The organism is Pseudomonas sp. GW101-3H06 (assembly GCF_059424605.1).
Genome location: NZ_JBWKZO010000001.1, coordinates 3,494,953 through 3,520,483, shown reverse-complemented (window position 1 = coordinate 3,520,483; position 25,531 = coordinate 3,494,953). Strand labels below are relative to the sequence as shown.

General features: G+C 58.4%; 28 protein-coding genes and 3 tRNA genes. 10 read left to right on the top strand and 21 right to left on the bottom strand.

The window, feature by feature from the left end; genetic code table 11:
* The first annotated feature begins 1 nt into the window (after position 1).
* The 4 genes from uvrC to AC07ZE_RS16020 all read left to right on the top strand — a co-directional run bounded on the left by uvrC (position 2) and on the right by AC07ZE_RS16020 (position 2,677).
* Positions 2-1,825, top strand: a complete 1,824-nt coding sequence (gene uvrC / locus AC07ZE_RS16035) for an excinuclease ABC subunit UvrC (RefSeq protein WP_095194718.1) — start codon at positions 2-4, stop codon at positions 1,823-1,825.
* Positions 1,826-1,857: 32 nt separating this feature from the next.
* Positions 1,858-2,418, top strand: coding sequence for a CDP-diacylglycerol--glycerol-3-phosphate 3-phosphatidyltransferase (pgsA, locus tag AC07ZE_RS16030; protein ID WP_095194719.1), 561 nt, complete (start codon positions 1,858-1,860; stop codon positions 2,416-2,418).
* Positions 2,419-2,481: 63 nt separating this feature from the next.
* Positions 2,482-2,557: transfer RNA gene (locus tag AC07ZE_RS16025), tRNA-Gly, on the top strand.
* Positions 2,558-2,603: 46 nt separating this feature from the next.
* A tRNA-Cys gene (locus AC07ZE_RS16020) sits at positions 2,604-2,677 on the top strand.
* A gap of 231 nt (positions 2,678-2,908) precedes the next feature.
* Here the strand turns inward: AC07ZE_RS16020 and AC07ZE_RS16015 are convergent.
* Positions 2,909-7,054, bottom strand: a complete 4,146-nt coding sequence (locus tag AC07ZE_RS16015; RefSeq protein ID WP_207265666.1) for a CheR family methyltransferase — start codon at positions 7,052-7,054, stop codon at positions 2,909-2,911.
* A 455-nt stretch (positions 7,055-7,509) separates the two neighbouring features.
* Between AC07ZE_RS16015 and AC07ZE_RS16010 the strand changes: the two genes are divergently transcribed.
* Positions 7,510-7,596: transfer RNA gene (locus AC07ZE_RS16010), tRNA-Leu, on the top strand.
* A gap of 83 nt (positions 7,597-7,679) precedes the next feature.
* Here the strand turns inward: AC07ZE_RS16010 and AC07ZE_RS16005 are convergent.
* From AC07ZE_RS16005 to AC07ZE_RS15990, 4 genes are all read right to left on the bottom strand, one after another.
* Positions 7,680-8,123, bottom strand: coding sequence for a hypothetical protein (locus AC07ZE_RS16005; RefSeq protein WP_310650375.1), 444 nt, complete (start codon positions 8,121-8,123; stop codon positions 7,680-7,682).
* 200 nt (positions 8,124-8,323) lie between these two features.
* Positions 8,324-8,602, bottom strand: coding sequence for a hypothetical protein (locus AC07ZE_RS16000; protein ID WP_207267830.1), 279 nt, complete (start codon positions 8,600-8,602; stop codon positions 8,324-8,326).
* A 139-nt stretch (positions 8,603-8,741) separates the two neighbouring features.
* Positions 8,742-8,942, bottom strand: a complete 201-nt coding sequence (locus tag AC07ZE_RS15995) for a hypothetical protein (protein WP_095194721.1) — start codon at positions 8,940-8,942, stop codon at positions 8,742-8,744.
* Positions 8,943-9,044: 102 nt separating this feature from the next.
* The gene (locus tag AC07ZE_RS15990) at positions 9,045-9,881 is read right to left on the bottom strand and encodes an NAD(P)H-binding protein (RefSeq protein WP_207265665.1); all 837 of its coding nucleotides are present in this window, start codon (positions 9,879-9,881) and stop codon (positions 9,045-9,047) included.
* Positions 9,882-10,034: 153 nt separating this feature from the next.
* Here AC07ZE_RS15990 and AC07ZE_RS15985 point away from each other — a divergent pair, with 153 nt between their 5' ends.
* Positions 10,035-10,742, top strand: a complete 708-nt coding sequence (locus tag AC07ZE_RS15985; protein WP_219739406.1) for a TetR/AcrR family transcriptional regulator — start codon at positions 10,035-10,037, stop codon at positions 10,740-10,742.
* On the opposite strand, the gene AC07ZE_RS15980 is transcribed toward AC07ZE_RS15985, so the two are convergent.
* From AC07ZE_RS15980 to AC07ZE_RS15940, 9 genes are all read right to left on the bottom strand, one after another.
* Entirely contained in the window at positions 10,735-11,160 is a 426-nt protein-coding gene (locus AC07ZE_RS15980) for a hypothetical protein (RefSeq protein WP_207265664.1), read from the bottom strand. The genes AC07ZE_RS15985 and AC07ZE_RS15980 overlap by 8 nt on opposite strands.
* A 150-nt stretch (positions 11,161-11,310) precedes the next feature.
* Positions 11,311-11,595, bottom strand: a complete 285-nt coding sequence (locus tag AC07ZE_RS15975) for a hypothetical protein (protein ID WP_207265663.1) — start codon at positions 11,593-11,595, stop codon at positions 11,311-11,313.
* A gap of 208 nt (positions 11,596-11,803) precedes the next feature.
* On the bottom strand, positions 11,804-12,034 hold the full coding sequence (locus tag AC07ZE_RS15970) for a hypothetical protein (protein ID WP_008055683.1): 231 nt from the start codon (positions 12,032-12,034) through the stop codon (positions 11,804-11,806).
* 127 nt (positions 12,035-12,161) lie between these two features.
* Entirely contained in the window at positions 12,162-12,383 is a 222-nt protein-coding gene (locus AC07ZE_RS15965; RefSeq protein WP_207265662.1) for a hypothetical protein, read from the bottom strand.
* Positions 12,384-12,455: 72 nt separating this feature from the next.
* Positions 12,456-13,475, bottom strand: a complete 1,020-nt coding sequence (locus tag AC07ZE_RS15960) for a DNA topoisomerase IB (protein ID WP_207265661.1) — start codon at positions 13,473-13,475, stop codon at positions 12,456-12,458.
* A 93-nt stretch (positions 13,476-13,568) separates the two neighbouring features.
* The gene (modC, locus tag AC07ZE_RS15955; protein ID WP_207265660.1) at positions 13,569-14,648 is read right to left on the bottom strand and encodes a molybdenum ABC transporter ATP-binding protein; all 1,080 of its coding nucleotides are present in this window, start codon (positions 14,646-14,648) and stop codon (positions 13,569-13,571) included.
* A 3-nt stretch (positions 14,649-14,651) separates the two neighbouring features.
* Positions 14,652-15,332 carry a molybdate ABC transporter permease subunit gene (modB, locus tag AC07ZE_RS15950; protein ID WP_207265659.1) on the bottom strand — a complete coding sequence of 227 codons (681 nt, stop codon included), beginning with the start codon at positions 15,330-15,332 and terminating at the stop codon, positions 14,652-14,654.
* On the bottom strand, positions 15,333-16,100 hold the full coding sequence (gene modA / locus AC07ZE_RS15945) for a molybdate ABC transporter substrate-binding protein (protein WP_207265658.1): 768 nt from the start codon (positions 16,098-16,100) through the stop codon (positions 15,333-15,335).
* A 147-nt stretch (positions 16,101-16,247) separates the two neighbouring features.
* Positions 16,248-17,312: an NAD(P)H-dependent flavin oxidoreductase gene (locus AC07ZE_RS15940; protein WP_207265657.1), complete on the bottom strand. Its 1,065-nt coding sequence runs from the start codon at positions 17,310-17,312 to the stop codon at positions 16,248-16,250.
* Between the two features lie 194 nt (positions 17,313-17,506).
* Between AC07ZE_RS15940 and acuI the strand changes: the two genes are divergently transcribed.
* Positions 17,507-18,490, top strand: coding sequence for an acrylyl-CoA reductase (NADPH) (acuI, locus tag AC07ZE_RS15935; protein ID WP_207265656.1), 984 nt, complete (start codon positions 17,507-17,509; stop codon positions 18,488-18,490).
* A gap of 79 nt (positions 18,491-18,569) precedes the next feature.
* Here acuI and ada read toward each other — a convergent pair whose 3' ends face one another.
* From ada to AC07ZE_RS15910, 5 genes are all read right to left on the bottom strand, one after another.
* Positions 18,570-19,634 carry a bifunctional DNA-binding transcriptional regulator/O6-methylguanine-DNA methyltransferase Ada gene (gene ada, locus AC07ZE_RS15930; RefSeq protein ID WP_207265655.1) on the bottom strand — a complete coding sequence of 355 codons (1,065 nt, stop codon included), beginning with the start codon at positions 19,632-19,634 and terminating at the stop codon, positions 18,570-18,572.
* Between the two features lie 87 nt (positions 19,635-19,721).
* A complete protein-coding gene (gene alkB, locus AC07ZE_RS15925) occupies positions 19,722-20,387 on the bottom strand; it encodes a DNA oxidative demethylase AlkB (RefSeq protein ID WP_207267828.1) in 666 nt (221 codons plus the stop codon).
* 5 nt (positions 20,388-20,392) lie between these two features.
* Positions 20,393-21,097, bottom strand: coding sequence for a 2OG-Fe(II) oxygenase (locus tag AC07ZE_RS15920; RefSeq protein WP_207265654.1), 705 nt, complete (start codon positions 21,095-21,097; stop codon positions 20,393-20,395).
* Positions 21,098-21,189: 92 nt separating this feature from the next.
* A complete protein-coding gene (locus AC07ZE_RS15915; protein ID WP_095194899.1) occupies positions 21,190-21,360 on the bottom strand; it encodes a hypothetical protein in 171 nt (56 codons plus the stop codon).
* Between the two features lie 46 nt (positions 21,361-21,406).
* Positions 21,407-21,709 carry a DUF1883 domain-containing protein gene (locus tag AC07ZE_RS15910; protein ID WP_057400164.1) on the bottom strand — a complete coding sequence of 101 codons (303 nt, stop codon included), beginning with the start codon at positions 21,707-21,709 and terminating at the stop codon, positions 21,407-21,409.
* Between the two features lie 212 nt (positions 21,710-21,921).
* On the opposite strand from AC07ZE_RS15910, the gene AC07ZE_RS15905 reads away from it, so the two are divergent.
* On the top strand, positions 21,922-22,278 hold the full coding sequence (locus AC07ZE_RS15905) for a hypothetical protein (RefSeq protein WP_207265653.1): 357 nt from the start codon (positions 21,922-21,924) through the stop codon (positions 22,276-22,278).
* A 37-nt stretch (positions 22,279-22,315) separates the two neighbouring features.
* On the opposite strand, the gene AC07ZE_RS15900 is transcribed toward AC07ZE_RS15905, so the two are convergent.
* Together AC07ZE_RS15900 and AC07ZE_RS15895 are read right to left on the bottom strand one after the other, a co-directional pair.
* Positions 22,316-22,597, bottom strand: coding sequence for a hypothetical protein (locus tag AC07ZE_RS15900; RefSeq protein WP_137806317.1), 282 nt, complete (start codon positions 22,595-22,597; stop codon positions 22,316-22,318).
* A 127-nt stretch (positions 22,598-22,724) separates the two neighbouring features.
* Positions 22,725-22,913, bottom strand: a complete 189-nt coding sequence (locus AC07ZE_RS15895; protein WP_095194737.1) for a hypothetical protein — start codon at positions 22,911-22,913, stop codon at positions 22,725-22,727.
* Positions 22,914-23,203: 290 nt separating this feature from the next.
* On the opposite strand from AC07ZE_RS15895, the gene galU reads away from it, so the two are divergent.
* Entirely contained in the window at positions 23,204-24,043 is an 840-nt protein-coding gene (gene galU / locus AC07ZE_RS15890) for a UTP--glucose-1-phosphate uridylyltransferase GalU (protein WP_095194738.1), read from the top strand.
* A 114-nt stretch (positions 24,044-24,157) separates the two neighbouring features.
* The gene (gorA, locus tag AC07ZE_RS15885) at positions 24,158-25,516 is read left to right on the top strand and encodes a glutathione-disulfide reductase (RefSeq protein WP_207265652.1); all 1,359 of its coding nucleotides are present in this window, start codon (positions 24,158-24,160) and stop codon (positions 25,514-25,516) included.
* Positions 25,517-25,531: the final 15 nt, after the last annotated feature.

Below are 25,531 nucleotides of genomic sequence, written 5' to 3'. Positions count from 1 at the left end.
AATGACTGATACCTTTGATCCAAGTGCCTTTCTGTCGACCGTCAGTGGGCGCCCCGGTGTGTACCGCATGTTCGACAGCGATGCGCGCCTGCTGTATGTCGGCAAGGCCAAGAATCTCAAGAATCGCCTGTCGAGCTACTTCCGAAAAACCGGCCTGGCGCCTAAGACAGCCGCGCTGGTGGCGCGTATCGCCCAGGTCGAAACGACCATCACGGCCAACGAAACCGAGGCGTTGCTGCTTGAGCAGACGCTGATCAAGGAATGGCGTCCGCCGTACAACATCCTGCTGCGGGACGACAAGTCCTACCCTTACGTATTTCTTTCCGATGGCCAATTCCCCCGTCTGAGCATCCATCGTGGGGCGAAGAAGGCCAAGGGCAAGTATTTCGGACCTTATCCCAGCGCCGGTGCGATTCGCGAAAGCCTGAGCCTGCTGCAAAAGACGTTTTTCGTTCGCCAGTGCGAAGACAGCTATTACAAGAATCGCACGCGACCTTGTCTTCAATACCAGATCAAACGCTGCAAGGCGCCTTGTGTCGGTCTGGTCGAGCCTGAAGTGTATGCCGAGGACGTCCGGCACTCGGTGATGTTTCTTGAAGGTCGCAGCAATGCGCTGACCGATGAGTTATCAACGGCCATGGAAGAGGCAGCGATCAACCTGGAGTTCGAGCGCGCCGCCGAGTTGCGCGACCAGATTTCGCTGCTGCGGCGGGTGCAGGACCAGCAGAGCATGGAAGGTGGGACCGGTGATGTCGACGTGATCGCGGCGTTCGTCAATCCCGGCGGCGCCTGCGTGCATTTGATCAGCGTGCGTGGCGGGCGGGTGCTGGGAAGTAAGAACTTCTTCCCGCAAGTCGGTATTGAAGAGGACGTTTGCGAAGTCATGGCAGCATTTCTTGGCCAGTACTTCATCAGCAGCCCTGAACGCGACTTGCCCAGCGAGTTGATCGTAAACGTAGTTCACGAGGACTTTCCGACCCTGATTGCGGCCATCGAAGAGCTGCGTGGTCGCGAGCTGACCATCAGTCACCGGGTTCGCGGTACGCGAGCACGCTGGCAGCAACTGGCGGTGACCAACGCGGAGCAGGCCTTGGGCGCACGTCTGGCGAACCGCCAGCACATCACGGCGCGCTTCGACGCGCTGGCAGACGTATTGAAGCTGGACGAGCCACCTCAGCGACTTGAGTGCTATGACATCAGTCACTCCAGCGGTGAAGCGACCGTGGCGTCTTGTGTGGTGTTCGGTCCCGAAGGCCCGATCAAGTCCGACTACCGTCGCTACAACATCGAAGGCGTAACGGCCGGGGACGACTACGCCGCCATGCACCAGGCATTGACGCGCCGCTTCAGCAAGCTGAAGGACGGGGAGGGCAAGCTGCCGGACATCCTGCTGGTGGACGGCGGCAAGGGCCAGCTGTCCATGGCCCGCGACGTGCTCAATGAGCTGGCGGTGCCGGATCTGATCCTTCTCGGCGTGGCCAAGGGAGCGACGCGCAAGGCCGGCTTCGAAACCCTGTACCTTAATGACGCCGCCCATGAATTCACCTTGCGCGGTGACTCCCCCGCGCTGCATTTGATCCAGCAGATTCGTGACGAAGCTCACCGCTTCGCCATTACCGGGCACCGTGCCCGACGCGGAAAAACCCGTCGAACGTCTACGCTTGAGGGCGTTGCCGGTGTCGGACCGACACGTCGACGTGATTTGTTGAAACATTTTGGTGGATTGCAGGAGCTGTCTCGTGCCAGCATCGAAGAGATCGCCAAAGCACCCGGGATCAGTAAAAAGCTCGCAGAGTTGATTTATGCAAATCTGCACAGCGAGTAGAATGCCCCCTCACCTCGTAGCCAGTTGTGCCGATGAATATCCCTAATCTGATTACCGTTCTACGCGTCCTGCTCATACCGATCTTCATTTTACTGTTTTACCTGCCTTACCAATGGAGCTACCTGGCGTCAGCCTCGGTCTTCGCATTTGCCGCTGCCACGGACTGGCTGGACGGGTATCTGGCCCGCCGCCTGGAGCAAAGTACGCCGTTCGGGGCTTTCCTCGATCCCGTTGCCGACAAGTTGATGGTTGCCGTTGCACTGGTATTGCTGGTGCAGGAACACGGCAATCTGTGGCTCACGCTGCCGGCTGCCGTGATCATCGGTCGCGAGATCGTGGTGTCCGCCCTGCGTGAGTGGATGGCCGAACTCGGCGCGCGTGCCCATGTGGCCGTGTCGAACCTGGGCAAATGGAAAACCGCCGCGCAGATGCTGGCGCTGGTGATCCTGCTGGCCAATCCGTCGCACTTCAGCTTCTGGGTGGCGTTGGGTTATGCCTTGCTGATGGTGTCTGCCGGCCTGACGTTATGGTCCATGGTCCAGTACTTGCGGGCTGCCTGGCCGCATCTGAAGACCGACGTTGAAAAGAAATAAAACTTTTTTGAATCAAAGGGTTGACGGGGCTTCTGGATTCTATAGAATGCGCCACACCAAGACGCGGGAATAGCTCAGTTGGTAGAGCACGACCTTGCCAAGGTCGGGGTCGCGAGTTCGAGTCTCGTTTCCCGCTCCAAGTTTGTACGCATTTGATGTCGCGCTACTGACAGCAAATGTTTTGAGGCCGAGTAGCAAAATGGTTATGCAGCGGATTGCAAATCCGCCTACGCCGGTTCGATTCCGACCTCGGCCTCCACTATAAACAACCCCGTAGATCGATGATCTACGGGGTTTTTTATTGTCCGCAGGAAACTGCATTGGCAACTCATACATGCGTGTATGTTCGTACGCATTCCCTCTGTAGAAGCAAGGCTGCTCGCGATAGCAGGGTGTCAGGCAACGATGAGGTCGACTGATACTTCACATTCGCGAGCAGGCTCGCTTGTATGTTCAGACTTGAAGGGGTGGGGACTTTCCACCGCATCCCTCAATAAGGCCGAGCGCTGCAAGCCTCGTCAATGATGTCGATGAAGTCATCATGGGAAACCGGTTTGATCACGTGGTAGTTGAATCCGGACTGCCTGGCTTTTCTCTGGTCATTGTTGTTCGTATAGCCTGTAAGGGCGATAGCTGGTGTGTGCTTCAGTTGGGAAAACTGTCGGATGGCCTGGATGAATTGATGGCCATCCATGGCAGGCATACCGATGTCGGAAATGATGACGTCATAGTTACTGTCCTTCGCGGCTTTAAGAGCTTGCAACGGATCATTAAAAGCCTCCACATGGGCGTCTTCCATTTCCAGCAGCATCTGCAGAACTTCCGTGACGTCTCGGGAGTCGTCCACCAGCAGGACTTTCTGGCCGACCAGGCGTCCCTGTTCTGCGACTGCCGGTTGCTCGCTAGGTTGCTGCGAGGGCTGGGAAAGCGGTAGCCGGATGGTAAAGGTGCAGCCTCGGCCAATCCCTTCGGACGTGACATTCACCGAGCCACCGTGAGCTTCCACCAGTTGCCGCACCAGCGATAGACCAATGCCCAGGCCTTCACGCAGATGGCTGGCGTGCTGGTTGTCCGCCTGGCTGAAGAGGTCAAACACCTTGTTCAGGTTGTCCTGTTCCAGCCCAACGCCGCTGTCGATGACGTCCAGCTGGGCCATGTCCTCGACGCGATGGGCGATCAATTCGACACGACCATCCTTGGGCGTAAACTTCAATGCGTTATTCACCAGGTTCCAGACGATCTGTTCCAGGCGCGTGCTGTCGGCATCGACCACCAGGGCAGGCTCGGGCGGTTGCGGTACCTGCAGCGTGACCTCGCACGGATGCTGATCATTGATCACCACGGTGTAGATATCCTGGAGAATGCGGCCAAGATCCACCGCCTGTTTTTTCAACTTGAGTTTCCCGGTTCGCACCCGGGCGACGTCCAGCAGGTCGTCGATGATCCGCGCCTGACTCGAAACGGCATCGCAGATGGTGTTCACGGCTTTCATGGCCGGCCCGACGGTTTTGGTAATGGGCAGGCGGCGCAGCAGTTCGGCATTGAGCTGAATGAGATTGAGCGGGTGCTTGAGCTCGTGAGACATCACTGCAAAGAACTCATCCTTGAGGTGGCTACTGGTTTGGGTTTCGGCAAGTTTCTGGCTTTGCTCGTCATGCATGCGCTTATGACCGGTCAGGTCACGGGCAATTTTGACGTAACCCTCCAGATTCTCTCCCTTGAGCAACGTGACTTCACCGCTGCAATAAAAGCGGCTGCCGTCCTTGCGCAGGTGCCAGCGTTCGTCTTCGCCGCGTCCTTGCTCGCGGGCCGCGTTCAACTCCAGCGCAGGTACGCCGGCGGCACGATCCTCGGGCGAGAAGATAAGGTCGTAGTAGGCGCCGAGTACTTCGGCTTTGGTGTAGCCAAATATCAGTTCGGCGCCGGTGTTCCAGTCGGTAATCACGCCATGCTCATCCAGAATGATGATGGCGAAATCGTGAGTGCTTTCGGCGACCAGGCGCATGCGTTCTTCATTCAGGCGCAACTCATCTTCCGCCGTGCGACGCTTGGTGATGTCTATAAAGGTCAGTACCGTGCCGTCGATATGATCTTCGCTGGAGCGGTAAGGCAGCAAGCGAGCGATATACCAGCGCTGGTCGTTGCTGCTGACCTCGCGTTCGATCATGTTCAGCGATTCGAAGACGGTCGCGGCGTCCTCGGCCATTTCTGGATATTCGAGGCGATGGGTGATGTCCAGCAATGAGCGACCGGTGTCGACCGGCAACATGCTGAAGATGTCCGTGGCCCGCGGGGTAAACCAGCGGATGCGCATGTTGCGATCGACGAACACTGTGGCTATGTCGGTAGAAGCAATCAGGTTGGTGAGGTAGTCATTGATCTTGTCGGTTTCTTCAACCTTGGTCTTGAGTTCGTAGTTGACCGTCAAAAGCTCTTCGTTGATTGACTGCAGCTCTTCCTTGCTGGTTTCCAGTTCTTCGGTGGCCGAGCGCAGCTCTTCGTTGATGGCCTGCATTTCCTCGTTCGAGGCCTTGAGTTCTTCGCTGGAGACTTCCGATTGCTCGATCGTTTCCTGCAAGTGCAGTTTGGTGCGCTGCAGCTCATGCTCAAGGGTCATCAGCATCTGGTTTTCAGTCTGATTGGCGGCGACATCCCCCAGGTCTTGAGGGTCGACACTGCGCTCCTCGAAAGTCACCAGCACATAGTCGGTGTCTGTTTTTTCATCGTTGAACGGGTGTGCCGTCAGGTCGATCAGGTAGTTATTCTGATCACGCTCGAAACGGACTTTGCGGGAGGTGACCGGCACCCCCGCCTGATTCGCCTGGAATAAAGTGGTGCGTATCTCCAGGCGCAGATCCGGGTGAGCCAACGTCAGCAGATTGCGGGATATCTCGCCGGCCACGTAGCGCAGGTAGCGCCCGGCGCCTTCGCTCATGTGCAGGATGTTGGCATTGGTATCGACAACGATGCTCGGCGGGGCAGCCTTTTCCAGCGCTCGCAGATGGATATCGGCGTAAGAGACTTTGCGCGGCACCGTCGTTTCAACGGGGTTGGCGGCGACAGCGGTACGCGCGTAACCACCCCGAGGCATGGCCGGAGCCCGCCGGACGCTGGTCGAAACGCTTTTGGCGCGGAAGATACGGTTGCGCTTGTCCACTGGGGTAAACAGGTCCAGGCAGCCATCAGCAGTCTCGGAGGTTCCCAGAAACAAATAGCCACCGGGCCTCAAGGCAAAGTGGAACATTTGCATAATGTCGCGCTGCACTTCACGGTCGAGGTAGATCAGCAGGTTTCGGCAAACGATCAGATCGATTTGTGAGAAAGGCGGATCCAGCAAGAGGCTGTGTTTGGCGAACAGCACTTTTTCGCGGATTTCCTTGCGCACGCGATAGTGCTGGTTTTCCCGCGTGAAGTACTGGCGCATACGTGAAGAGGGGACGTCGGTCACGATCGCTTCGGGATAGACGCCGGCACGGCCAAAGGCGATGGCACGATCATCGATGTCGGTAGCGAAGATCTGCAACTTGGCAGGGTTGGCCTCAAGCGTCAGCTGATCGCTAAACAGGATGGCCAGGCTGTAGGCTTCTTCGCCCGTCGAGCAGCCGGCTGACCAGACACGGATTTCTTCTCGATACGGCAGGGTTTCTCTTAGCGAAGTGACCAGGCTCGGAATGACATCACGTTCCAGTGCCTCGAACGCATCGCGGTCGCGGAAGAAATTGGTGACACCGATCAGCATGTCGCCCAGCAATGCCTTGGTTTCTTCCGGGTGGGTTTGCAGGTATTGGTAGTAGGCAGCCAAATCCGGTTGAGCGGTCACTTGCAGGCGGCGTTCAATACGACGCAGTACCGTTGCACGCTTGTAGTGTTTGAAGTCGTGGCCAGTCCCCACGCGCAATTGCTGCAAAATGTCTTGTAGCAGTTGTTCGGCGAGCGCGGCGTCGCGTTCGGTAGACGGTGGCAGGGCCTTGAATTCCGGGTCATTGGCGGTCGGCAGGGTGATGGCTTGCGAGTTGTGCCAAAGCTCCAGCAATTTTTGCGGCATCTCCACGACAGGCAGCACCAGATCGACCATTTGCGTGTCGATGGCTGCCCGCGGCATGCCGTCGAACTCGGCATCTTCCGGAGCCTGGACCAGCGTAATCCCCCCTTGCTCCTTGATCCGCGACAGACCGACCGCGCCATCGGAGCCGGTGCCCGAGAGCACCACACAAAAGGCCCGCTCCTTGTGTACATCCGCCAGGTCGCGGAAGAACAGGTCAATGGCAATGTGTGATCCAGGTGGGCGATCTGAGGATGTCACCGACAGATAACCATCGTTCATCGTCAGGTCATGGGCCGGAGAGATGACGTACACCGTGTTTTTTTCAATACCAATCGTGTCAGTCACTTGGCGGACCGGCATTTGGGTGACGTCCTGGATAATCCGGTCTGCGATGCTTTCGTGATCAGGCGATAGATGAAGAATGACGACAAAGGCCATGCCGCTGTCAGCGGGCATGTGTTCAAAAAACGACTTGAGCGCTTGCAGTCCGCCAGCGGAGGCACCGATCCCGACCACGGCAAATGGAAGAGTGCTGGGTGTCAACTCCTTGCGCTGTGGTGCATTGGGTGAGCGCTTCGCGGAAGACTTCATTCATATGGCCTTAAAAGGCTTCGACAATGGCCTGCCGACGCCAATTCAAACGGGTTAGAGATAATGAAAAGGATAATGCGGCAGGCGTTGCATTGCGAAATATCGTCGCTACCAACGCCCATGATAGTTAAAGTATAGGCGTAGGCCAGTGTCGCAATTTCACTGAAAAGTGGCGACGATACCTGTGTTCGGCGAGGACTTGTTTCTTGACGGGGTGGGGAAGTGTAAGCGCCAGGCTATTGAAATACCGGGATTTGTCGATGGATTGCAAAGTCTCCCGGGTGCCGGTTTAGTACCGACTTTGTCGATCACTGCAAGAAAACTTCGTAGGTCCATGATTTGCGAAGTTTTTTATTTTTGGAATCAGCAAGATTTAGTCTTGAAAATCGCACTTCCGACCTTGCTTCACCGGGACGGGATGTATATATTTCCCCCCTCTGATTCACCGCGCTACCGCCCGAATGGCGAAACTGGTAGACGCATGGGACTTAAAATCCCCCGCTCGTAAGGGCGTGCCGGTTCGATTCCGGCTTCGGGCACCATCTAAAATCAAGGGTTTGCGAGCGAAAGCTAATGCAAACCCTTGTTTGTTTCCGGGCCGCAATTTTCAGATGCAGCCCGTACCTCATTCACACGCCGCACTGACCGCCTTCTCGGCGCGCTGGATTTCCAGCTTCACGTCAGTCGTAATCCGCTGTTCCTTGAGCTGTTGCCCGAGAAAGGGTTGGTCGCCTCGGGATTTAACTTCCGCATCCGTTGCGGCAACCTGCGCCTGGACTGTGGCGGAGTGCTCCGTGATGACAGCTTCCACTTCCTCTTTGGTGTTGGCGGTATCCAGCGCGGTGATGAGTTTGCCCACCTCGGCTTTTTCCGCTTCGGCATAGCCTTCGACCGACAAACCGGTTGCCATGGCGCGTGCTTCGATCTGTACGGTCTTGAGATGCTCTTGTGCAACCTTGCACAGTGCTTCCTGTCGCCGAGACTTGCTGGCTTCCCACGTGCTCACCCCGTAAGTCACGGCAGCCAAGAGGGTTACGACGACAGTAGTGCCAATCAATTTGCCTTTCACGTTTACGAACCCTCAAAAGGCATTGGAAAAAGGAGTGATCGTTCGATTTTGCTCAAGAGAGAAAAGACTAGCTCAGGATGCGCGGAGAAGGTGGCTCAGTAAATCGCAGACAAGGCAAAACTCCCTACTACAGGCGTGCAGAAGTCAGGGAAGCATTATAGGGCGGGTCGGGTGGTGAGAGTACCCGGCCATGCCAGTCGCTACTTCCCTTGGTTTTCCCCGTCTTCCTTCGAGTTATTCGAGGACTGCGCTCCTTTTTCCAGGGCTTGCGAATCGGCACCGGAATTTGAGCCTGCTGCTTCCTCGCCAATTTTATCGGCCTTTTCTTCGTTGGACTCAGCGCCCTGAGGCTGGTTGAGTCCGGGAATCGCAGCAGGGGGAACAGCGGATCCCTGCTTTGTCGTTTCGCCAGCCAGCGCAAAAAGCGAGCAGCTCGACATCAGACCCGCCAACGTGAGCGCAGCCATTTTTCTGTTGATTATTTGAGTCTTCCAGGCAGAGGGGTGTACAGCGTTGGAAGAGCGGCGAGGGCAAAGGTGCTGAGCGCCTGACGAGCGGAAAACAGGAAGCCCGGTGTTAAACCGGGCTTTTGGCATATGTGCTTCTACTACGTTCGACTCAACCGCCAGTGCCAGGTTCTGTCTTGCGTCGATCGCTGCCGTTAGGATTGCCGCTATTTATCAGCCTCCTTTCCAGCAGAATATTTTGCAGCGCCTCGCGGTCTGACGGGGCCAGTTGATGTTCTCGCTCCTTGAGTTCGAGCAGGATCGGGCTGGACCACTGGCGATAGGTTTGTTCCGCACTACGAATGGATGACATTGTTCCTCCTTATCAGGCTCCTGCCAATAAAGGCATCGCAGTTCGACACGAAGGTGACCCTAGTCGAGGAAGCTGATTGTCGCCAATGCAGTACGTCGGCGCTCAACCCTGATGGTTCCAGATCCCCGTCTCAGCGGTGCGCTGGACATAATCGGAAAAGTCTCGCGCCGGCCGTCCCAGTGCCCGTTGCACGCCATCGGTAACGGGCGTGTTGCGACCGTCGAGTACCGTGGTGAACAGATACAACACCAGATCGATCAACTCAGCCGGCAACTGTTCCTGCTCCAGTGCCTGGCGATAGGCGTCCGGCCGCACGGCGACGAAACCGATATCGCGATCTGTCGCCCGGGCGATCTCGGCGACGGCGTCGGCGAAGGTCAGTGCTCTTGGTCCGGTCAACTCATAGAGCTGGCCGCAATGCTCGGACTGTGTCAATGCGGCGGCCGCGATCTCGGCGATGTCTTCCACGTCGACAAATGGTTCGGCGATGTCACCGACGGGCAAAGCCAGTTCGCCTTGCAGAATGGGATCGAGAAAGTGCGCTTCGCTGAAGTTCTGGCAGAACCAGCTGGCACGCAGGATGGTCCAGTCGACGCCACTGTCCTGTACCACGCGTTCTGCCTGTTGCGCTTCAAGCTCACCGCGACCCGACAACAACACCAGTTTGCCGACACCGCTATTTACAGCCTGGGCCGTGAACGCCTGGACCGTTTCCAGGGCGCCGGGCATCGCGAGGTCCGGTTGAAAGGAGATGTACGCGGCTTGAACGCCCTCAAGGGCAGCCGCCCAGGTCGAACGGTTTTCCCAGTCAAAGGGCGGGGTGGCGCCACGGGAGCCTAATCGCACGGGCTGTCCGGCCGCTGCGAGTCGCTGGGCAATGCGTCGTCCAGTCTTGCCCGTGGCGCCGAGAATCAGAATGGTTGGCTGATTGTTGTTCATCGCGTTCATCTCCCTTGATAATGTGAGTAATGCTCACGTTCTGAAAGATGATAGACCCTCATGTTTTGGCGTCAATCGCTGGAAGGTACAGCCCGACGTACGGCCATCGCCTATTGGGCGCACCGGTGTGTGATGCTAAGGTGAGTCAATGTCATGTTTATTGAGCGGAATGCGACCGTGCGCAAGAAGTCCAGCGAGGCGCTCGAACAGCCTCTTCCAGAGCCGATTCGACGCAGTCCCACGCAGCAACGCAGCCGCGAGCGACAGGAACGTATCCTCGCCGTGGCTACGCAATTGATCGCGGACAAGGGCAGCGATCAGCTCAAGATGAGCGAGATTGCCGAGCGTTCCGAGATCAGCATCGGCTCCCTTTATCAGTACTTCCCCGACAAAAGCTCGATCATTCGCACGTTGGCCGAACGCTACAACGCCGAAAGCCGTCGTTGCATCGAGGATGCATTGGGCGCAGTCGTGGATGTGCCCGGGCTGCAAGCAGCCTATTCGGACTTGCTCGATCAGTATTGCCAAATCATGTTGGCAACCCCGGCGATGCGGGACATCTGGTCTGGCATGCAGGCCGACAAACATCTGTTGGCGCTGGAGCTGGCGGAGAGTCGCGTTGCCGGTGGTTTATTGGCCGAGGCGATGCTGCGGGTCTATCCGCACAGCGATCCTCGGCAGGTTCGAGAATCGGCGTTTCTGATCTGGCATCTGGGTGAGGCGACCATGCGCCTGGCGATCTCCTGCGCGCCTGAGGAAGGACGGGGATTGGTCGAGGCCTTCAAGCGCATGACATTGCGCGAGATCCTGCAGCCAGCTTGCAGGAATACAACGTCTGCAAAGCCCGATCCGGCTATTTGACTTTCCAGCTGCCACCGCCGGTTTCACAATCGATCTTCGATTGCGCCAGGTATTCCGCGTTGTAGTAATACGTAGCGACCTGGGCATCGGCGGGAATATTCAGCGACTTGCTGTCTTTGTCTTTGCTGGTGGACTGGGGATTGGCCAGAGACTCCGGGGTCAATTTTCCCACGCACGTGGCCTTGTATTGATCGCCGCACCGGGCGACTTTTTTCTTGCTGCTGGTGAGCATTTCCTTGCTCTCGTTGCTGCATGACCAATCGATAGCATCCACCGGCATATTTTCATACTCATAGCAGGTGTGGGACTCGATCACCGGGACGGCAGGACTCTGGGAGCGGGTGATGACATCACAACCCTGTGCCATGGTCAGGCTGGGGCACAGGCTGGCGATCAGAAGCAGAAGTCTACTGTTCATGCCGATTTCCTCACCAATGACGTCCTGCGCATCGGTGCGCGGACCTAAAGATTTGGCAAAGCAATGAGCATGCTCGTTCAATCCTTTTTCCTGTTCCCACGTCTCGGACGGTCGGGTCGAATCGACTCGACCGTCGAAGTCGTCGGTCAGTCATACGAAAGGTTGGCCGGTAAAGCCACGGGGCAGTCTTTGCAGCCCGGGCAGGGCGGTCAGGCGCTCGGTCCAGCTCTGGCGCCAGTCGGTTACGGTTTGGGTGGCTTTGGTTTTGCGCGCAGCGCGTCGGGCTGCGTTGCGCTGGGCTTTTCGCGCCTCTTTGTACACGTCGGTATTTCGGCAGCTTCTGCATTTGACCCGGTTGAGTTCACGGGTCGAGATAAGGTTGTTGCCTTTGTGACCGCAGGCCAGATGCCCGCTGACTTTGAAGTGAGTAACCATCGGAACGTCTCCTCGTGACGTGTGATCGTTGGACCCCGCGCGAGTGGTGACGTTCGTTGCCTGCCTTGGCACAAAAAAATCCCAGCGCCTGGCTGGGTTCGGGGAGGAAGCACGCAATGATCGGGCAGGCATACACGCGGTGACGAGAACGTCGCCGATCATGCCTGCATTGTCAGCCCGTATCTTCGCATCGACTGTCCGGATCGACTCATCTGAACCGTGGCAGCGGTGGGTCGACCGGTTTGAGCGACGACAAGGTGTTGCGGATCAGCGGCGTATCCTTTTCGATGTCGTTCAGGCGATCGCGAATCCTCAGGGCAGTCGGATGTCCGCCTTGATGATCGACCCAATCGGCGATTTCCTTGCATGCCGCGGCCAGACGAACCTGACGGGAATCAAGCAGGGTAAGCAGGGTGGTGATGGACTCTTTTTCGGACATGGGAAACACCTCCGTTGAAGACACCTGGCAGCACAGTAAAAAGCCCGCTGGGAGCGAGCTTTCTACCGATGGGGCCGATCCTTCGGCTCATTTCAGTATAGACCCGTAAATGGCCCGCAAAGACTCTTCAGCCTTGTCGGACCGTGACTCGTGATCTGGCATTCAGCTGGCGGCAGACGCGTTGGGCGTCTTCTTCAAGATCGTAGCCGTCACCGATGAAACCGTTGGTGCGGGTATCGTTGACGCGGTACCAGACAGCGGCATCGGGAGGTGGGTGACCAGTTTCTCCGGCCCGGCGGCCATGAATGATGATCTTGTTGCAACGCTTGACGACGAATATGTCTTCCATGGCTTCACCGCAGCTGATTCGTGTACAGATCAACTATAGAAGTCATTTGTAATCGTGCAAAAAATAGGCGGGTCAATTCGTCGGTTCAGATGCCAGTTTCTCCAGCAACATCGCCAAGCCGACTTCTTCGGCGCGCAAGCCTTTGCGGGTTCTCGGCCGTGGCAATTCGGCGAGGGCACCCAGCAGAAAACTCTCGAGCACCGCCGGATGGATGTAGCACTTGCGGCACACCGCCGGGGTATTGCCCAACTGTCTGGCTACGTTTTTCACCGTCTCTACCACATGCCGTTTCGCCTCCGATTCCGGCTGCCACTGCAATTTGCGCAAAACCGCCAGCGCCAGGGCACTGCCGGCCCAGGTGCGGTAGTCTTTGGCGGTGAAGTCGGCACCGGTCAGGGTTTGCAGGTAGCTGTTGACGTCATTGGACGTGATGGTGTGCCGCTCACCGTTTTCATCGAGGTATTGAAAGAGGTTTTGCCCCGGAATGTCCTGGCAACGCTTGATGATCCGCGCCAGGCGCCGATCCTTTACGGTGATTTGATGTTCGACGCCGCTCTTGCCTCGAAACTGGAACAGGATCGCGCTGCCGTTGATTTCCACATGCCGACTGCGCAAGGTGGTCAGGCCATAGGAGCGATTGTCCCGTGCATATTGAGTATTGCCGACACGGATCAGCGTGGCATCGAGCAAGGTGATAATGGTGGCCATGACCTTGTCGCGACTGAAGCCCGGCGCGGCCAATAACGCTTCCAGCTGCTTGCGCAGTTTGGGCAGGGCCAGGCCGAATTCCCGCAGGCGTGAGTACTTGTCGGTGTCACGCACTTCGCGCCAGCGCGGGTGATAGCGGTACTGCTTGCGACCGCGCGCATCGCGACCGGTAGCTTGCAGATGGCCCCGAGGGTCGGTGCAGATCCATACATCGGTGTAGGCCGGCGGCACCGCGAGGGAGTTGATGCGCTGAATCTCGTCCGGATCGGTAATGCGCTGACCAGCCGGATCGAAGTAGCAGAACTTGCCGCGCAGTTTCCGGCGTGTGATACCGGGCTGGGTGTCATCGACGTAATGCAAATCAGGCGGCAGCGCATCGGGCATGGCGATTGTCCTGGGCTCGGAATCCGGGGGCGTTACAGCCATTGACCTCACGCTACCGCAGTCGTGCCCGCGCGTTTACCCGGATTGCTACGCCTATGCCAGAACGGCCACGGCCTTGATCTGCGCCCAGAGCTGCTGACCCGGATGCACGTTCAGTTGGTCGCGGGAGTAGCGCGTGATGCGCGCCAGCAGTGGCGTGCCCGACGCATCCAGGCGCACGAGTACGTGGGCGGCGTTGTCGGCACCCAGTTCACTGACTACGGTGACCGGCAGGCGATTGAGGATGCTGCTGTGTTCGGCACTGTGCAGGCTAAGGCTCACGTCCCGCGCCTGTACCTTGCAGCGCAACGCCTGGCCCGCCGCCATCGGCGTGTGTGCCACGCGAATGTGCGAGTCTGTGCCGGGCAGTTGCAGGGTCAGCAACTGATAGTGGGCGTCATAGGCGCTGACACACCCCTCGATCACCACGCCGGCGTCATCGCCCAGCGCCAGCGGCAAGTCGAGGCGGGCCAGGGTCTGACCGATAGGTCCGCTGGCCAGCGCCTTGCCATCGCTGAGCAACACTATGTGGTCGGCCAGACGCGCCACCTCATCCTGGGAATGACTGACATACAACACCGGGATGTCCAGTTCATCGTGGAGCCGTTGCAGGTAAGGCAGGATTTCACCTTTGCGTCGGGCATCCAGCGCCGCCAGCGGTTCATCCATCAACAACAGTTTCGGGCTGGTGAGCAGCGCGCGGGCGATGCCGATGCGTTGTCGTTCACCTCCTGACAGGTGTTGCGGATGGCGATCGAGCAGGTGGCCGATCCCGAGCAATTCGGTCGCGTGGGCCATGTCGACGCGGCGCTGGTGTTTCGGGATGCGTTTGAGGCCGAATTCCAGATTGGCCAGCACCGACAAATGCGGAAACAGACTGGCTTCCTGAAACACGTAACCCAACGCACGCTTGTGCGGTGCGACAAAAAGCTTCTTGTCGCTGTCCTGCCAGACTTCATCGTTGACCTGGATAAAACCCCGATCGGCGCGTTCCAGGCCTGCAATGCAACGCAGGCAGGTGGTCTTGCCCGAACCGGAATGACCATAAAGGGCCGTAACGCCGCGGCCAGGCAGCTGCAAATCAACATCCAGGGCGAACCCCGGGTAGCTCAACTTCAGGCGCGTTTTAATCATCGATCAGCTCCAGCCCGCTTTGGTTTTTCGGCTGGAGTACAACGCCAGCAGGACCGCAAAGGAGAACACCAGCATCGCCGCGGCAAGCCAATGGGCCTGGGCGTATTCCCCGGCCTCGACGTGATCGTAGATCTGCACCGAGACCACGCGGGTTTTGTCGGGAATGTTGCCGCCAATCATCAGCACCACGCCGAACTCGCCCACGGTATGGGCAAAACCCAAGATGGCCGCCGTGATGAAGCCGGGGCGGGCCAGGGGCACAGTTACACTGAAAAAGGTGTCCCAGGGATTGGCGCGCAAGGTGGCGGCCACTTCCAGTGGGCGAGTGCCCATGGCGGAAAAGGCGTTTTGCAGCGGCTGGACCACGAACGGCATCGAGTACAGTACCGAGCCGATGACCAACCCGGCAAAACTGAAGGTGAGGGTGCCAAGCCCCAGTGATTGGGTGAAATGGCCGACGAACCCGTTCGGGCCGAGCGCCAGCAACAGATAAAAACCGATCACCGTGGGCGGCAGTACCAGGGGCAGGGCAACAATCGCCCCGACCGGAGCGCGTAACCAGGATTGAGTGCGCGAGAGCCACAACGCCAGCGGAGTGCCGATCACCAAGAGGATGACGGTCGTCAGGGACGCCAGCTTCAGGGTCAGCCAGATAGCGGAAAAATCGGCACTCGTGAGCGTCATTTAGAGTTGGTAACCGTAGGATTTGATGACAGCAGCGGCTTTCGGACCCTTGAGGTAGTCAACCAGCGCCTTGGCGGCCGGATTGTCCTTGCCTTTGTTGAGAATCACCGCGTCTTGATTGATCGGGTCATGCAGGTCGGCCGGAACGATCCAGGCCGAGCCGCTGGTGACTTTGCCGTCTTTGTAGATTTGCGACAAGGCCACGAAGCCCAACTCGGCGTTGCCAGTGGACACGAACTGGTAGGCCTGGGTGATGTTCTGGCCTTCAACGATCTTGTCCTTGAGCTTGTCGCTCAGACCTTGTTTGGCCAATACCTGAGTGGCTGCCAGGCCATAAGGCGCGGTTTTCGGGTTGGCGATGGACAGATGCCTGTAGAGGTTGTCGCTCAGGACTTTGCCTTTGGCATCGACATAGCCTTCCTTGGCCGACCACAGCGCCAGGGTGCCAACGGCGTAGGTGAAGCGCGAACCCTTGACGGTGTCACCTTCGTTTTCCAGTTTTTCCGGGGTGGTGTCGTCCGCCGACAGAAACACTTCGAACGGCGCGCCATTCTTGATCTGGGTGTAGAACTGACCGGTTGCACCGAATGAAGTCACCAGTGTGTGGCCGGTGTCTTTTTCGAAATCGGCGGCGATCGCCTGAAGCGGCGCAGTGAAGTTAGCGGCCACGGCCACCTGCACTTCAGCGGCCTGGGCAGCGCCGAGGGTAAATGCAGCGAGTAGGGTTGCCAGGCAAGTCGGGGCAAAACGTGAGGCACGCAGGGTCATGAAACGGCTCCGTTACAGGCGAATATTGCAAGGGGGAGTAATCGCTATGTATTTAAATATATAGCGAAATGCCTGTGAACGGAACTTGGCTGATCTGGAGTAAGAAACCTCTTAACCAGATTGTGCTTTTGTGGTGATGGAGCTTGTTCAGCGGCGAAGTAGTTTCGCCAAGCCTTCCTCGGCCAGCCGACGGGTCAGTTCAGCGGTCGTTGACTCAACCCCCAGGGTGAACGCCTGACCGGCCCAGAGGTTGCTGAAGTCCGCTTCACCCTTGGCACGCAACGGCATCAGCGCGCCACCGGCCAGCGGGAAGGCTGGTGCCTTGGCGCTCATCGGTCCGAGTTCGCGCATCACCCGATTGAGAATCCCGCGCGCCGGGCGCCCGGTGAACAGGTTGGTGATGGCAGTCTCACTTTCCTTTGCTGTACGCAACGCTTTGTGATGCGATGCACTGACCTTGGCTTCCGGGGTAAACAGATACGCCGTCCCGACTTGCACCGCCGAAGCACCCAGCATGAACGCGGCCGCCACACCGCGCGCATCGGCAATGCCGCCAGCGGCGATCACCGGCACTTTCACCGCATCGACGACCTGGGGCACCAGCGCGAACGTGCCGACCTGACTGCTCAGGTCATCACTGAGAAACATCCCGCGGTGTCCGCCTGCTTCGTAACCCATGGCGATGATCGCGTCACAGCCATGTTGCTCAAGCCAGATGGCCTCTTCGACCGTGGTGGCCGAGGACAGCACTTTTGCTCCCGTAGCCTTCACCCGCTCCAGCAGGGATTTTTCCGGCAGGCCAAAGTGGAAGCTCACGACTTCCGGGCGAAATTCCTCGATCACTGCGCAGCCTGCAGCATCGAACGGCGCACGATTGGATACCGGTGTGGGCGCATCGAAGTCGACGCCCAGTTCGCGGTAATAGGGTTCCAGCAGATTCTTCCAGTCTCGCGCCCGTTGCTCGTCGGCCGGCGGCGGTTGATGGCAGAAGAAATTGACGTTGATCGGACGCTGAGTGTGTTGGCGAATCGTCTTCAGCTCTTCGCGCAATTGCTCAATGCTCAGCATCGCTGCCGGCATGGAGCCCAGGCCACCCGCGTTGCTCGCCGCGATGACCATGGCAGCGTTGGTGGCGCCGGCCATCGGCCCCTGGATGATCGGCAGTTCAATACCGAGCAGGTCAAGAATGCGGGTGTCTGGCCATTGGCTCATTTAGTTGTTCTCCGACGGTGGAATCGGGCAGGGGCGGTAGATCAGGATTTGTAGCAGCATGGGTGACCCAAGACCAGTCATGTTTTGTTTATAGCGCCGGTCGTTTCATGAATTGGCTTAAAGTCGAGTACGGCATTTTTTTGCGATGTGGTATTTAAATCGCACCACAACAGGTGAACCCACCGGAGGCAGTCATGTTCAAAGGCATTTTGATCGACAAAGACGACAGCGGTTACCGAGCCACCCTCCAAGAGATCAATGACGATCAACTGCCCGAGGGCGACGTGACGGTGCGTGTGGCGTACAGCACGTTGAACTTCAAGGATGGCCTGGCGATCACCGGCAGCAGCCCGGTGGTGCGCAAATTCCCGATGGTGCCGGGGATCGATCTGGCGGGGACTGTCGAAGTCAGCGGGCATCCGGACTACAAGGTCGGCGACCAGGTCCTGCTCAATGGCTGGGGTGTCGGCGAAGGGCATTGGGGCGGCCTGGCGCAGAAAGCGCGCCTCAATGGCGATTGGCTGATTCCGCTGCCCAAGGCATTTAGCGCTGCGCAAGCCATGGCCATCGGGACCGCCGGTTACACGGCGATGCTGTGCATCCTCGCGCTGGAACATAGCGGTGTGACGCCCGAGCAAGGCGAAGTTCTGGTCACTGGCGCCAATGGCGGCGTGGGCAGTTTCGCCATCGCACTGTTGAGCAAACTCGGTTACAGGGTGGTCGCGTCCACAGGGCGTACCTCGGAACACGACTACCTCAAGCAATTGGGCGCCAGCGAAATCATCGATCGCGCCACACTGTCCGAGCCTGGCAAGCCACTGGCCAAGGAGCGCTGGGCGGCGGTCATCGACTCGGTCGGCAGCCACACCCTGGCCAACGCCTGTGCCAGCACCAAGGCCAACGGCACCGTCGCCGCCTGCGGCCTGGCCCAGGGCATGGATTTTCCGGCTTCGGTCGCACCGTTCATTTTGCGTGGCGTAACCCTCGCCGGCATCAACAGCGTGACGCAGCCCAAAGCCAAGCGCATAGAGGCGTGGCGTCGCCTGGCGCAGGACCTGGATTTCAATCTGCTGCCGCTGATCAGCCACGAAATCGGCTTGAGTGAAGCCATTGAGGTGGCGCCACGCTTGCTCGCCGGGCAGTTGCGTGGGCGGGTTGTGGTGGATGTGAACCGCTGACAAGCAAAAGATCGCAGCCTTCGGCAGCTCGTGCAGAGGAACGCATTCCAATGGAGGGGCTGTCGCAGGCTGCGATCTGTTATTGGCTTTCCCGCTCCAGCAACTGCCGTTTACGCTCCACACCCCAGCGATAACCCGATAGATTGCCATCGCTGCGCACCACGCGGTGGCAGGGGATCGCCACCGCCAGGCTGTTCGCGCCGCAAGCTTGTGCCACAGCGCGAACCGCTTTCGGCGAGCCAATGCGCTGTGCGATATCGGCGTAGCTCGCAGTGCTACCGGCAGGAATCTCCCGCAAGGCTTGCCAGACCCGCTCCTGAAACGCCGTGCCGCGCACATCCAGCGGCAAGTCCAGGCCCAGGGCCGGGGCTTCGATAAAACCCACGACTCTGGCGATCAACTGTTCGAAGGCTTGATCGGCGCCGATCAGGTTGGCTCGGCGAAACTTGTCCTGCAGATCGCAGACCAGTTGCTGTGGATCATCTCCCAACAGGATCGCGCACACCCCGCGCTCACTTTGCGCCACCAGTATCGCTCCGAGGGAACACTGGCCGACGGCAAAACGAATGTCGTTGTTCTGGCCGGCGGCGCGGTAATCGGCGGGTTTCATGCCCAGCACCTGATCCGCCGCCTCATAGAAACGCCCGTTGGAGTTGAAGCCGGCATCATACAAGGCGTCAGTGACCGAACTGCCATCCGCCAGCCGCTCCCGTACCCGGCGTGAGCGATGGGCCGCGGCGTAACCCTTAGGTGTCAGGCCAGTGACGGCCTTGAACACCCGATGGAAGTGAAAGCTGCTCAGGCCCGCGGCTTCGGCCAGCTCGTTCAGTGCAGGAAGTTCTTCGGCGATTTCGATCCGACGGCAGGCGGCGGCCACAGTTGCCGCATGCCGGGCGGCCATCTCGCTCTGGTCCTTAGCCGCACGCTTGCTCGGACGATAACCCGCCGCTTGCGCCTGTTCGGCGGTATCGAAGAATACGACATTCTGCGGCTTGGGCAAGCGTGCCAGACTGCTGGGATTGCAGTAGATCCCGGTGGTTTTCACTGCGTAGACAAACTGCCCGTCCGCCTGCGGATCGCGGGCAACAACAGCGGCCCAGCGTGGATCGTTTTCGGTGCTGATTTTTGTCGATTGGCTTGTCATGGCTTTATATCCGTTGACCCGTTTGCCGCAGATTAACCACTCGCCAGTACGGCCACACTCCGGCGCTTGCGGTCAAACTCCAATCCTTCATCCAGCGGTGCGAAAAGTGAAGTTGATTCGCTGCTGCCCCAAATGCGGGTGCTGGCCATCCTTGATCGGCAGGACGCCGTGATAACGCAAGCGATCGACGCCGCCCCAGACCACGATGTCGCCATGCAACAACGGCACCCGTTGGCTTTTGTCAGCGCGTTCAAAACCGCCGAACAGGAACATGGCCGGCAGCCCCAGTGATACCGAAACAATAGGCGCCGCGTAGGATTTCTCGTCCTTGTCCTGGTGCAATGACATTTTTGCACCGGGGATATAGCGGTTGATCAGACAGGAGTCCGGCACGAACTCCGTGAACCCTGCTTCCCGCGCCGCGGCTTGCGCCAGTTGGAGGAACACTTCAGGCATGGGTGGCCAGGGCCGGCCAGTCTCCGGATCGTGGCGGGTATAGCGATAACCGCTGCGGTCGGTAGTCCAGCCCCATGTACCGCAGCTGCTCAAGGCGACGGACATGGTGAAACCGCCCGGCGTGACCATCTGCCGAAACGGCGCAGTCGCCAGCACCGCCTCCAGTGCAGGCAACAAGCGCTCCAGCCAGGGCAGGGCAAAGCCTCTCAAGACCCAGGATTGTTCGCCGATCCGCTCGCGTCGAGGTGGCTGCCCGGGTTCTTCATCGGCAAACAGGTCAAAGGTGGTCGGGTTCATGAGGTTCATGATGCGTCGTGGAAGATGATGCCAAGGGTATGCCGTTTTCCGCTGTGCAGGCGACTGACGCCATGACGCAGGGTCACTCGATAGTAACCGCGTGCACCTTTGACCGGGCGCTGATTGACCGCAAAGATCAGGCCGTCACCTTTTTTCAGGCCGATGACCTGCGGGCGCGACTGCATGCGCGGGCGCTGCTCGGTCAGCACGAACTCGCCACCGGTGAAATCTTCACCCGGTTCTGACAGAAGAATCGCTATTTGCAGCGGGAAGACGTGTTCGCCGTACAGATCCTGATGCAGGCAGTTGTAGTCCTGCGGCCCGTATTGCAGCAACAAGGGTGTCGGACGCGCCTGACCGGCGGCATGACAACGTTCGAGAAAGGCTTCATGCGTGTCAGGGAACCGGTTCGGCAAGCCCATCTGTTCATGCCAGCGATTGGCGATCGGCACCAGGCGCGGATAGAGCGAACGGCGCAACCGGGCCACGAGATCCGGCAGCGGGTATCGGAAATACTTGTACTCGCCGCGACCAAAACCATGACGGGCCATGATCACTTGCGAACGAAAAGGCTCGGATTGGGCGTACAAGGCGCTGATGTCATCACACGCCTTGTGGCTCAACAGCGACGGGATGACCGCGCAGCCGTCCTGATCGAGTTGCTGTTCAAGCAGAGGCCAATCCAGTCTGTTCAGGTAGTTCTCGCTCATTACCGGGCCTCACATGATTGAGGAACCAGTTTAGAAAGCTCTGATGATGCGGACACTCCGGCGCTTGCGGTCAAATTCAACGTGCGGATGCGTTACAGCGCTTTGCTCACACTGATTTCGCTGATGACGTCTTCACCCTGGCCGTGCAAAGCGTCCAGTGCCGCCTTCGCTTCTTCCTCGGTACCGTTTTCCAGTTGGGCGAACTCGAAGCGGCGTTCGCCGTTGAGCTTGTATTTGATGACGTATTTGGTTGTCTGGGCCACGGTCATACCTGTCTGTTTGATGCTCTGTTCAAAGCGGGGACGTCACTCAGCTCAGTTTCGAACTGGAGCGGCGGATGATCTTGATCGAATGGGTCAGGGTCGGTTTGCGGGTCACGCTGATTGCCCGGCGGTTGACCGTGTCGATGGTGATGTTCCAGAAACCGGTGCTCGGCGCAGTGATGCGGGCCGGGAAGGTGTCGAACGCGCCACCGTGGTAGGTGTGACGGCCGCCATTCTTGAAGCTGCGGAAGTTGGCGTCGTTCATCAAACGGATGTTGCACATCTGCGAGCATTGAATGACGACGATGTCGTCTTCGTTGAGGTGCTCGCGCTGGTGGATAAATTTCATGGGCGCCTCCAGAAGGGCTTTTTCTACAAAATCAAAACGATAGCAGTGGGCAATGGGCGCAGTTTATCAGCCCGCAGCCGTTATTATCTGGCTGCCTGGGTCCGCTTTGACAATTAAAAACGGTTATTTGGCATTCTTTCAGCGATAAATGCTGTCGGGCCCGGAGAAAAAACGCCTCTGTGCTGTCGGAGGGTCTTTATCGGAGGTTTTGTATGAAGTGGGGTGTGTGGGTCCTGCCAATGGCGTTGGCGACAGGTGGTTGTGCAAGTGTCTCGGACATCAACGAGACCCTGCCCACCATGAACGTGATTTCCGGCAAGAAACCCCATGAGTACGCGCAATGCCTGAGCGAAAAACTCGCCGGCAGTCGCGGCGCCCTGCAGATCGAGCCACAGAAAGACGGGGTTCGGGTGATTGTGCCGCAGAAACTGTCATCGGGGCCGGCCGCCGTATTTGATATCGAAGAGCGCTCCGGCGGCAGCGCGATCAAGCTTCATGAACGTATCTCCAACGTGCCGCTACGCCCCTTTGATGTACGCAATGCCGCTACCGCGTGCATTTCCGGCTGATCAACTGACTCTATTCAATAGGCAGGGGCAGGTCGCCTTACTTGCAGACCACGACCACGCTGCGGTTCTTGTAGTTGCCGACGTCGACCCCCAGGGTCTTGTCGCTTTCCTCGGGGGCCGGCGTGCCGTCGGTGCCTACGATGCGGTAACCGGTACCGGCACAGGAGGCATCGGCCTTTTCATAGCAGGCCGCCCAGGAATTGGCTTCCCCGGAGCAATCAATGGCCAGGCCTTGTTCGCCGTTGTTCAGATAGGTGGTTTCGGACGTCGCGCAGCCACTCAGGGCCAATACCGCAATCAGCGGCAAAAATCGGGTCATGTCGTTGTCATCGTCATAGTGATGGGCAAAGCCTGTGACAGCGTCGCGGGCAAAAGATTATAGCGAAAGGCCACTTTTCTTCAGTCGTCACAAAAAAGCCCTGCGCAATGGCAGGGCTGTGGGCATGTCAGTTCTTGTCTTTACCGCGCCGTTTAGGTTCCGGGTGTTCCAGCTCCAGCACCGACGCCACTTCGATCGCCATGGCTTCGGTCGGAAAAGGCCCGACGATATTTTCGCCCCCGGCGTTGCCTATCCACCACTGGCCGTCTTTTGCCTTGTTGATCAGGTACCCGTTGACGCTTTTTGCTGCCGACATCTATCTGCCTCGTTGGCTGGTTCAAGTGCGCCATAATAGCGCCAAATAACCTGGCGGGTGTCGAACGATGCGGCAGGTGTGATTGTTTGTCAGTAGACAGAGCGTGCAATCCTGGCGGTCTCTGCTATCACTTACAGGTTGCCGAAGGACGAACATCACCTCTTGCGGAACTATCCGCCAGAATATTTCTCTATGATGGCATCGGTTAGCCAGCGCGGGGCATTGTAAGGTGCACGCCGCCTGATTAGACTGCGCCGAAACTCGTACACACAGCCCTTTCAAGGACTTATATGATCAAGAAATGCTTGTTCCCAGCAGCCGGTTACGGTACTCGCTTCCTGCCAGCGACTAAAGCCATGCCCAAGGAAATGCTGCCGGTGGTAAACAAGCCACTGATCCAGTACGGCGTCGAAGAAGCACTGGACGCTGGTTTGAACGAAATCTCCATCGTCACTGGTCGCGGCAAACGCGCCCTGGAAGACCATTTCGACATCAGCTACGAGCTGGAAAACCAGATCAAAGGCACCGACAAGGAAAAATACCTGGTCGGCATCCGCAAACTGCTCGACAACTGCTCATTCTCCTACACCCGCCAGACCGAAATGAAAGGCCTGGGCCACGCGATCCTGACCGGCCGTCCGCTGATCGGCGACGAACCGTTCGCCGTGGTGCTGGCGGACGACCTGTGCGTCAACCTCGAAGGCGACGGCGTACTGACCCAGATGGTCAAGCTGTACAAACAGTTCCGCTGCTCGATCGTGGCGATTCAGGAAGTCGATCCACAAGAGACCAACAAGTACGGTGTCATCGCTGGCGAAATGATCCGTGACGACATCTATCGCGTTCACAGCATGGTCGAAAAACCAAAACCGGAAGACGCGCCATCGAACCTGGCCATTATCGGTCGCTACATCCTGACCCCGGACATCTTCGACCTGATCGAACAGACCGAGCCAGGCAAGGGCGGTGAAATCCAGATCACCGACGCCCTGATGAAACAGGCCCAGAACGGCTGCGTCATGGCCTACAAGTTCAAGGGCAAGCGTTTCGACTGCGGTGGCGCCGAAGGCTACATCGACGCGACCAACTTCTGCTTCGAGAACTTCTACAAGACGGGCAAGGCGTACTGATAGCGCGCTCGACCTGCTTGTATTGAAAAGCCACCTTCGGGTGGCTTTTTCATTTACGGCGCTTGCCCAGCGAGCGCTCACGGGTATGCTGGTCACCTGCCGAGGAGATAGAAAATGGCCCACGACTTTGACCTTTATGTGATTGGCGCCGGTTCCGGCGGTGTGCGGGCGGCTCGATTTGCTGCCGGATTCGGCGCCAAAGTGGCGGTGGCCGAGAGTCGCTACCTGGGTGGTACCTGCGTGAACGTCGGCTGCGTGCCGAAAAAGTTGCTGGTCTACGGCGCGCATTTCGCCGAGGACTTCGAGCAGGCGTCGGGGTTTGGCTGGAGTCTGGATGAGGCGCAGTTCGACTGGGCGACGCTGATCGGCAACAAGGACCGTGAGATCAATCGCCTGAATGGCATTTACCGCAACCTGCTGGTCAACAGCGGTGTGACCCTGCATGAAGGTCACGCGAAAATCGTCGACCCGCACACCGTCGAGATCAATGGCGAGCGTTTCACGGCGAAGAATATATTGATCGCCACAGGCGGCTGGCCGCAGATCCCTGACATTCCGGGACACGAACATGCGATCAGCTCCAACCAGGCATTTTTCCTCAAAGAACTGCCAAAGCGCGTGCTGGTGGTGGGTGGTGGTTACATCGCCGTCGAGTTTGCCGGGATTTTCCACGGCCTCGGTGCGCAGACAACGCTGCTGTATCGCGGTGAATTGTTCCTGCGCGGCTTCGATGGTTCGGTGCGCAAGCATTTGCAGGAAGAGCTGACCAAACGCGGCATGGACCTGCAATTCAACGCCGACATCGAGCGTATCGACAAACAGGCTGATGGCAGCCTGAAGGTGACGCTCAAGGACGGTCGCCAGCTGGAGGCTGATTGTGTGTTCTACGCCACCGGCCGGCGTCCGATGCTGGACAATCTCGGGCTGGAAAACACCGGGGTCAAACTCGACAAGAAAGGTTTTGTCGAAGTGGATGAGCAGTATCAGACTGCCGAGCCGTCGATCCTGGCCCTGGGCGATGTGATCGATCGCGTTCAACTGACGCCGGTGGCACTGGCCGAAGGCATGGCGGTGGCGCGGCGTTTGTTCAAGCCTGAGCAGTATCGCCCGGTGGATTACAAGATGATTCCGACCGCGGTGTTCAGCCTGCCGAACATCGGTACCGTCGGATTGACCGAAGAAGAAGCGCGCGATGCCGGGCATGAGGTGGTGATCTTCGAAAGCCGTTTCCGGCCGATGAAGCTGACCCTGACCGAATGCCAGGAGCGCACGCTGATGAAACTGGTGGTAGACGCCAAGACCGACAAGGTGCTGGGTTGTCACATGGTCGGGCCGGAAGCTGGCGAGATCGTGCAAGGTCTGGCGATCGCCTTGAAGGCGGGCGCCACCAAACGCGACTTCGACGAAACCATCGGCGTACATCCGACGGCCGCCGAAGAGTTCGTCACCATGCGTACGCCGGTCGCCGGTTAATCGTCCCTTGTAGGA

Bases quoted from the DNA above. Each gene is read 5' to 3' on its own strand.
- AC07ZE_RS16015 (WP_207265666.1), bottom strand. From the start codon at position 7,054: ATGAAGTCTTCCGCGAAGCGCTCACCCAATGCACCACAGCGCAAGGAG.
- pgsA (WP_095194719.1), top strand. From the start codon at position 1,858: ATGAATATCCCTAATCTGATTACCGTTCTACGCGTCCTGCTCATACCG.
- AC07ZE_RS15900 (WP_137806317.1), bottom strand. From the start codon at position 22,597: ATGACCCGATTTTTGCCGCTGATTGCGGTATTGGCCCTGAGTGGCTGC.
- gorA (WP_207265652.1), top strand. From the start codon at position 24,158: ATGGCCCACGACTTTGACCTTTATGTGATTGGCGCCGGTTCCGGCGGT.
- AC07ZE_RS15985 (WP_219739406.1), top strand. From the start codon at position 10,035: ATGTTTATTGAGCGGAATGCGACCGTGCGCAAGAAGTCCAGCGAGGCG.
- galU (WP_095194738.1), top strand. From the start codon at position 23,204: ATGATCAAGAAATGCTTGTTCCCAGCAGCCGGTTACGGTACTCGCTTC.
- AC07ZE_RS15960 (WP_207265661.1), bottom strand. From the start codon at position 13,475: ATGCCCGATGCGCTGCCGCCTGATTTGCATTACGTCGATGACACCCAG.
- AC07ZE_RS15910 (WP_057400164.1), bottom strand. From the start codon at position 21,709: ATGAAATTTATCCACCAGCGCGAGCACCTCAACGAAGACGACATCGTC.
- AC07ZE_RS15995 (WP_095194721.1), bottom strand. From the start codon at position 8,942: ATGTCATCCATTCGTAGTGCGGAACAAACCTATCGCCAGTGGTCCAGC.
- AC07ZE_RS15965 (WP_207265662.1), bottom strand. From the start codon at position 12,383: ATGGAAGACATATTCGTCGTCAAGCGTTGCAACAAGATCATCATTCAT.
- acuI (WP_207265656.1), top strand. From the start codon at position 17,507: ATGTTCAAAGGCATTTTGATCGACAAAGACGACAGCGGTTACCGAGCC.
- AC07ZE_RS15905 (WP_207265653.1), top strand. From the start codon at position 21,922: ATGAAGTGGGGTGTGTGGGTCCTGCCAATGGCGTTGGCGACAGGTGGT.
- AC07ZE_RS15975 (WP_207265663.1), bottom strand. From the start codon at position 11,595: ATGGTTACTCACTTCAAAGTCAGCGGGCATCTGGCCTGCGGTCACAAA.
- modB (WP_207265659.1), bottom strand. From the start codon at position 15,332: ATGACGCTCACGAGTGCCGATTTTTCCGCTATCTGGCTGACCCTGAAG.
- AC07ZE_RS15980 (WP_207265664.1), bottom strand. From the start codon at position 11,160: ATGAACAGTAGACTTCTGCTTCTGATCGCCAGCCTGTGCCCCAGCCTG.
- alkB (WP_207267828.1), bottom strand. From the start codon at position 20,387: ATGAACCCGACCACCTTTGACCTGTTTGCCGATGAAGAACCCGGGCAG.
- AC07ZE_RS15895 (WP_095194737.1), bottom strand. From the start codon at position 22,913: ATGTCGGCAGCAAAAAGCGTCAACGGGTACCTGATCAACAAGGCAAAA.
- AC07ZE_RS15990 (WP_207265665.1), bottom strand. From the start codon at position 9,881: ATGAACAACAATCAGCCAACCATTCTGATTCTCGGCGCCACGGGCAAG.
- AC07ZE_RS15970 (WP_008055683.1), bottom strand. From the start codon at position 12,034: ATGTCCGAAAAAGAGTCCATCACCACCCTGCTTACCCTGCTTGATTCC.
- AC07ZE_RS15920 (WP_207265654.1), bottom strand. From the start codon at position 21,097: ATGAGCGAGAACTACCTGAACAGACTGGATTGGCCTCTGCTTGAACAG.
- ada (WP_207265655.1), bottom strand. From the start codon at position 19,634: ATGACAAGCCAATCGACAAAAATCAGCACCGAAAACGATCCACGCTGG.
- uvrC (WP_095194718.1), top strand. From the start codon at position 2: ATGACTGATACCTTTGATCCAAGTGCCTTTCTGTCGACCGTCAGTGGG.
- modC (WP_207265660.1), bottom strand. From the start codon at position 14,648: ATGATTAAAACGCGCCTGAAGTTGAGCTACCCGGGGTTCGCCCTGGAT.
- modA (WP_207265658.1), bottom strand. From the start codon at position 16,100: ATGACCCTGCGTGCCTCACGTTTTGCCCCGACTTGCCTGGCAACCCTA.
- AC07ZE_RS15940 (WP_207265657.1), bottom strand. From the start codon at position 17,312: ATGAGCCAATGGCCAGACACCCGCATTCTTGACCTGCTCGGTATTGAA.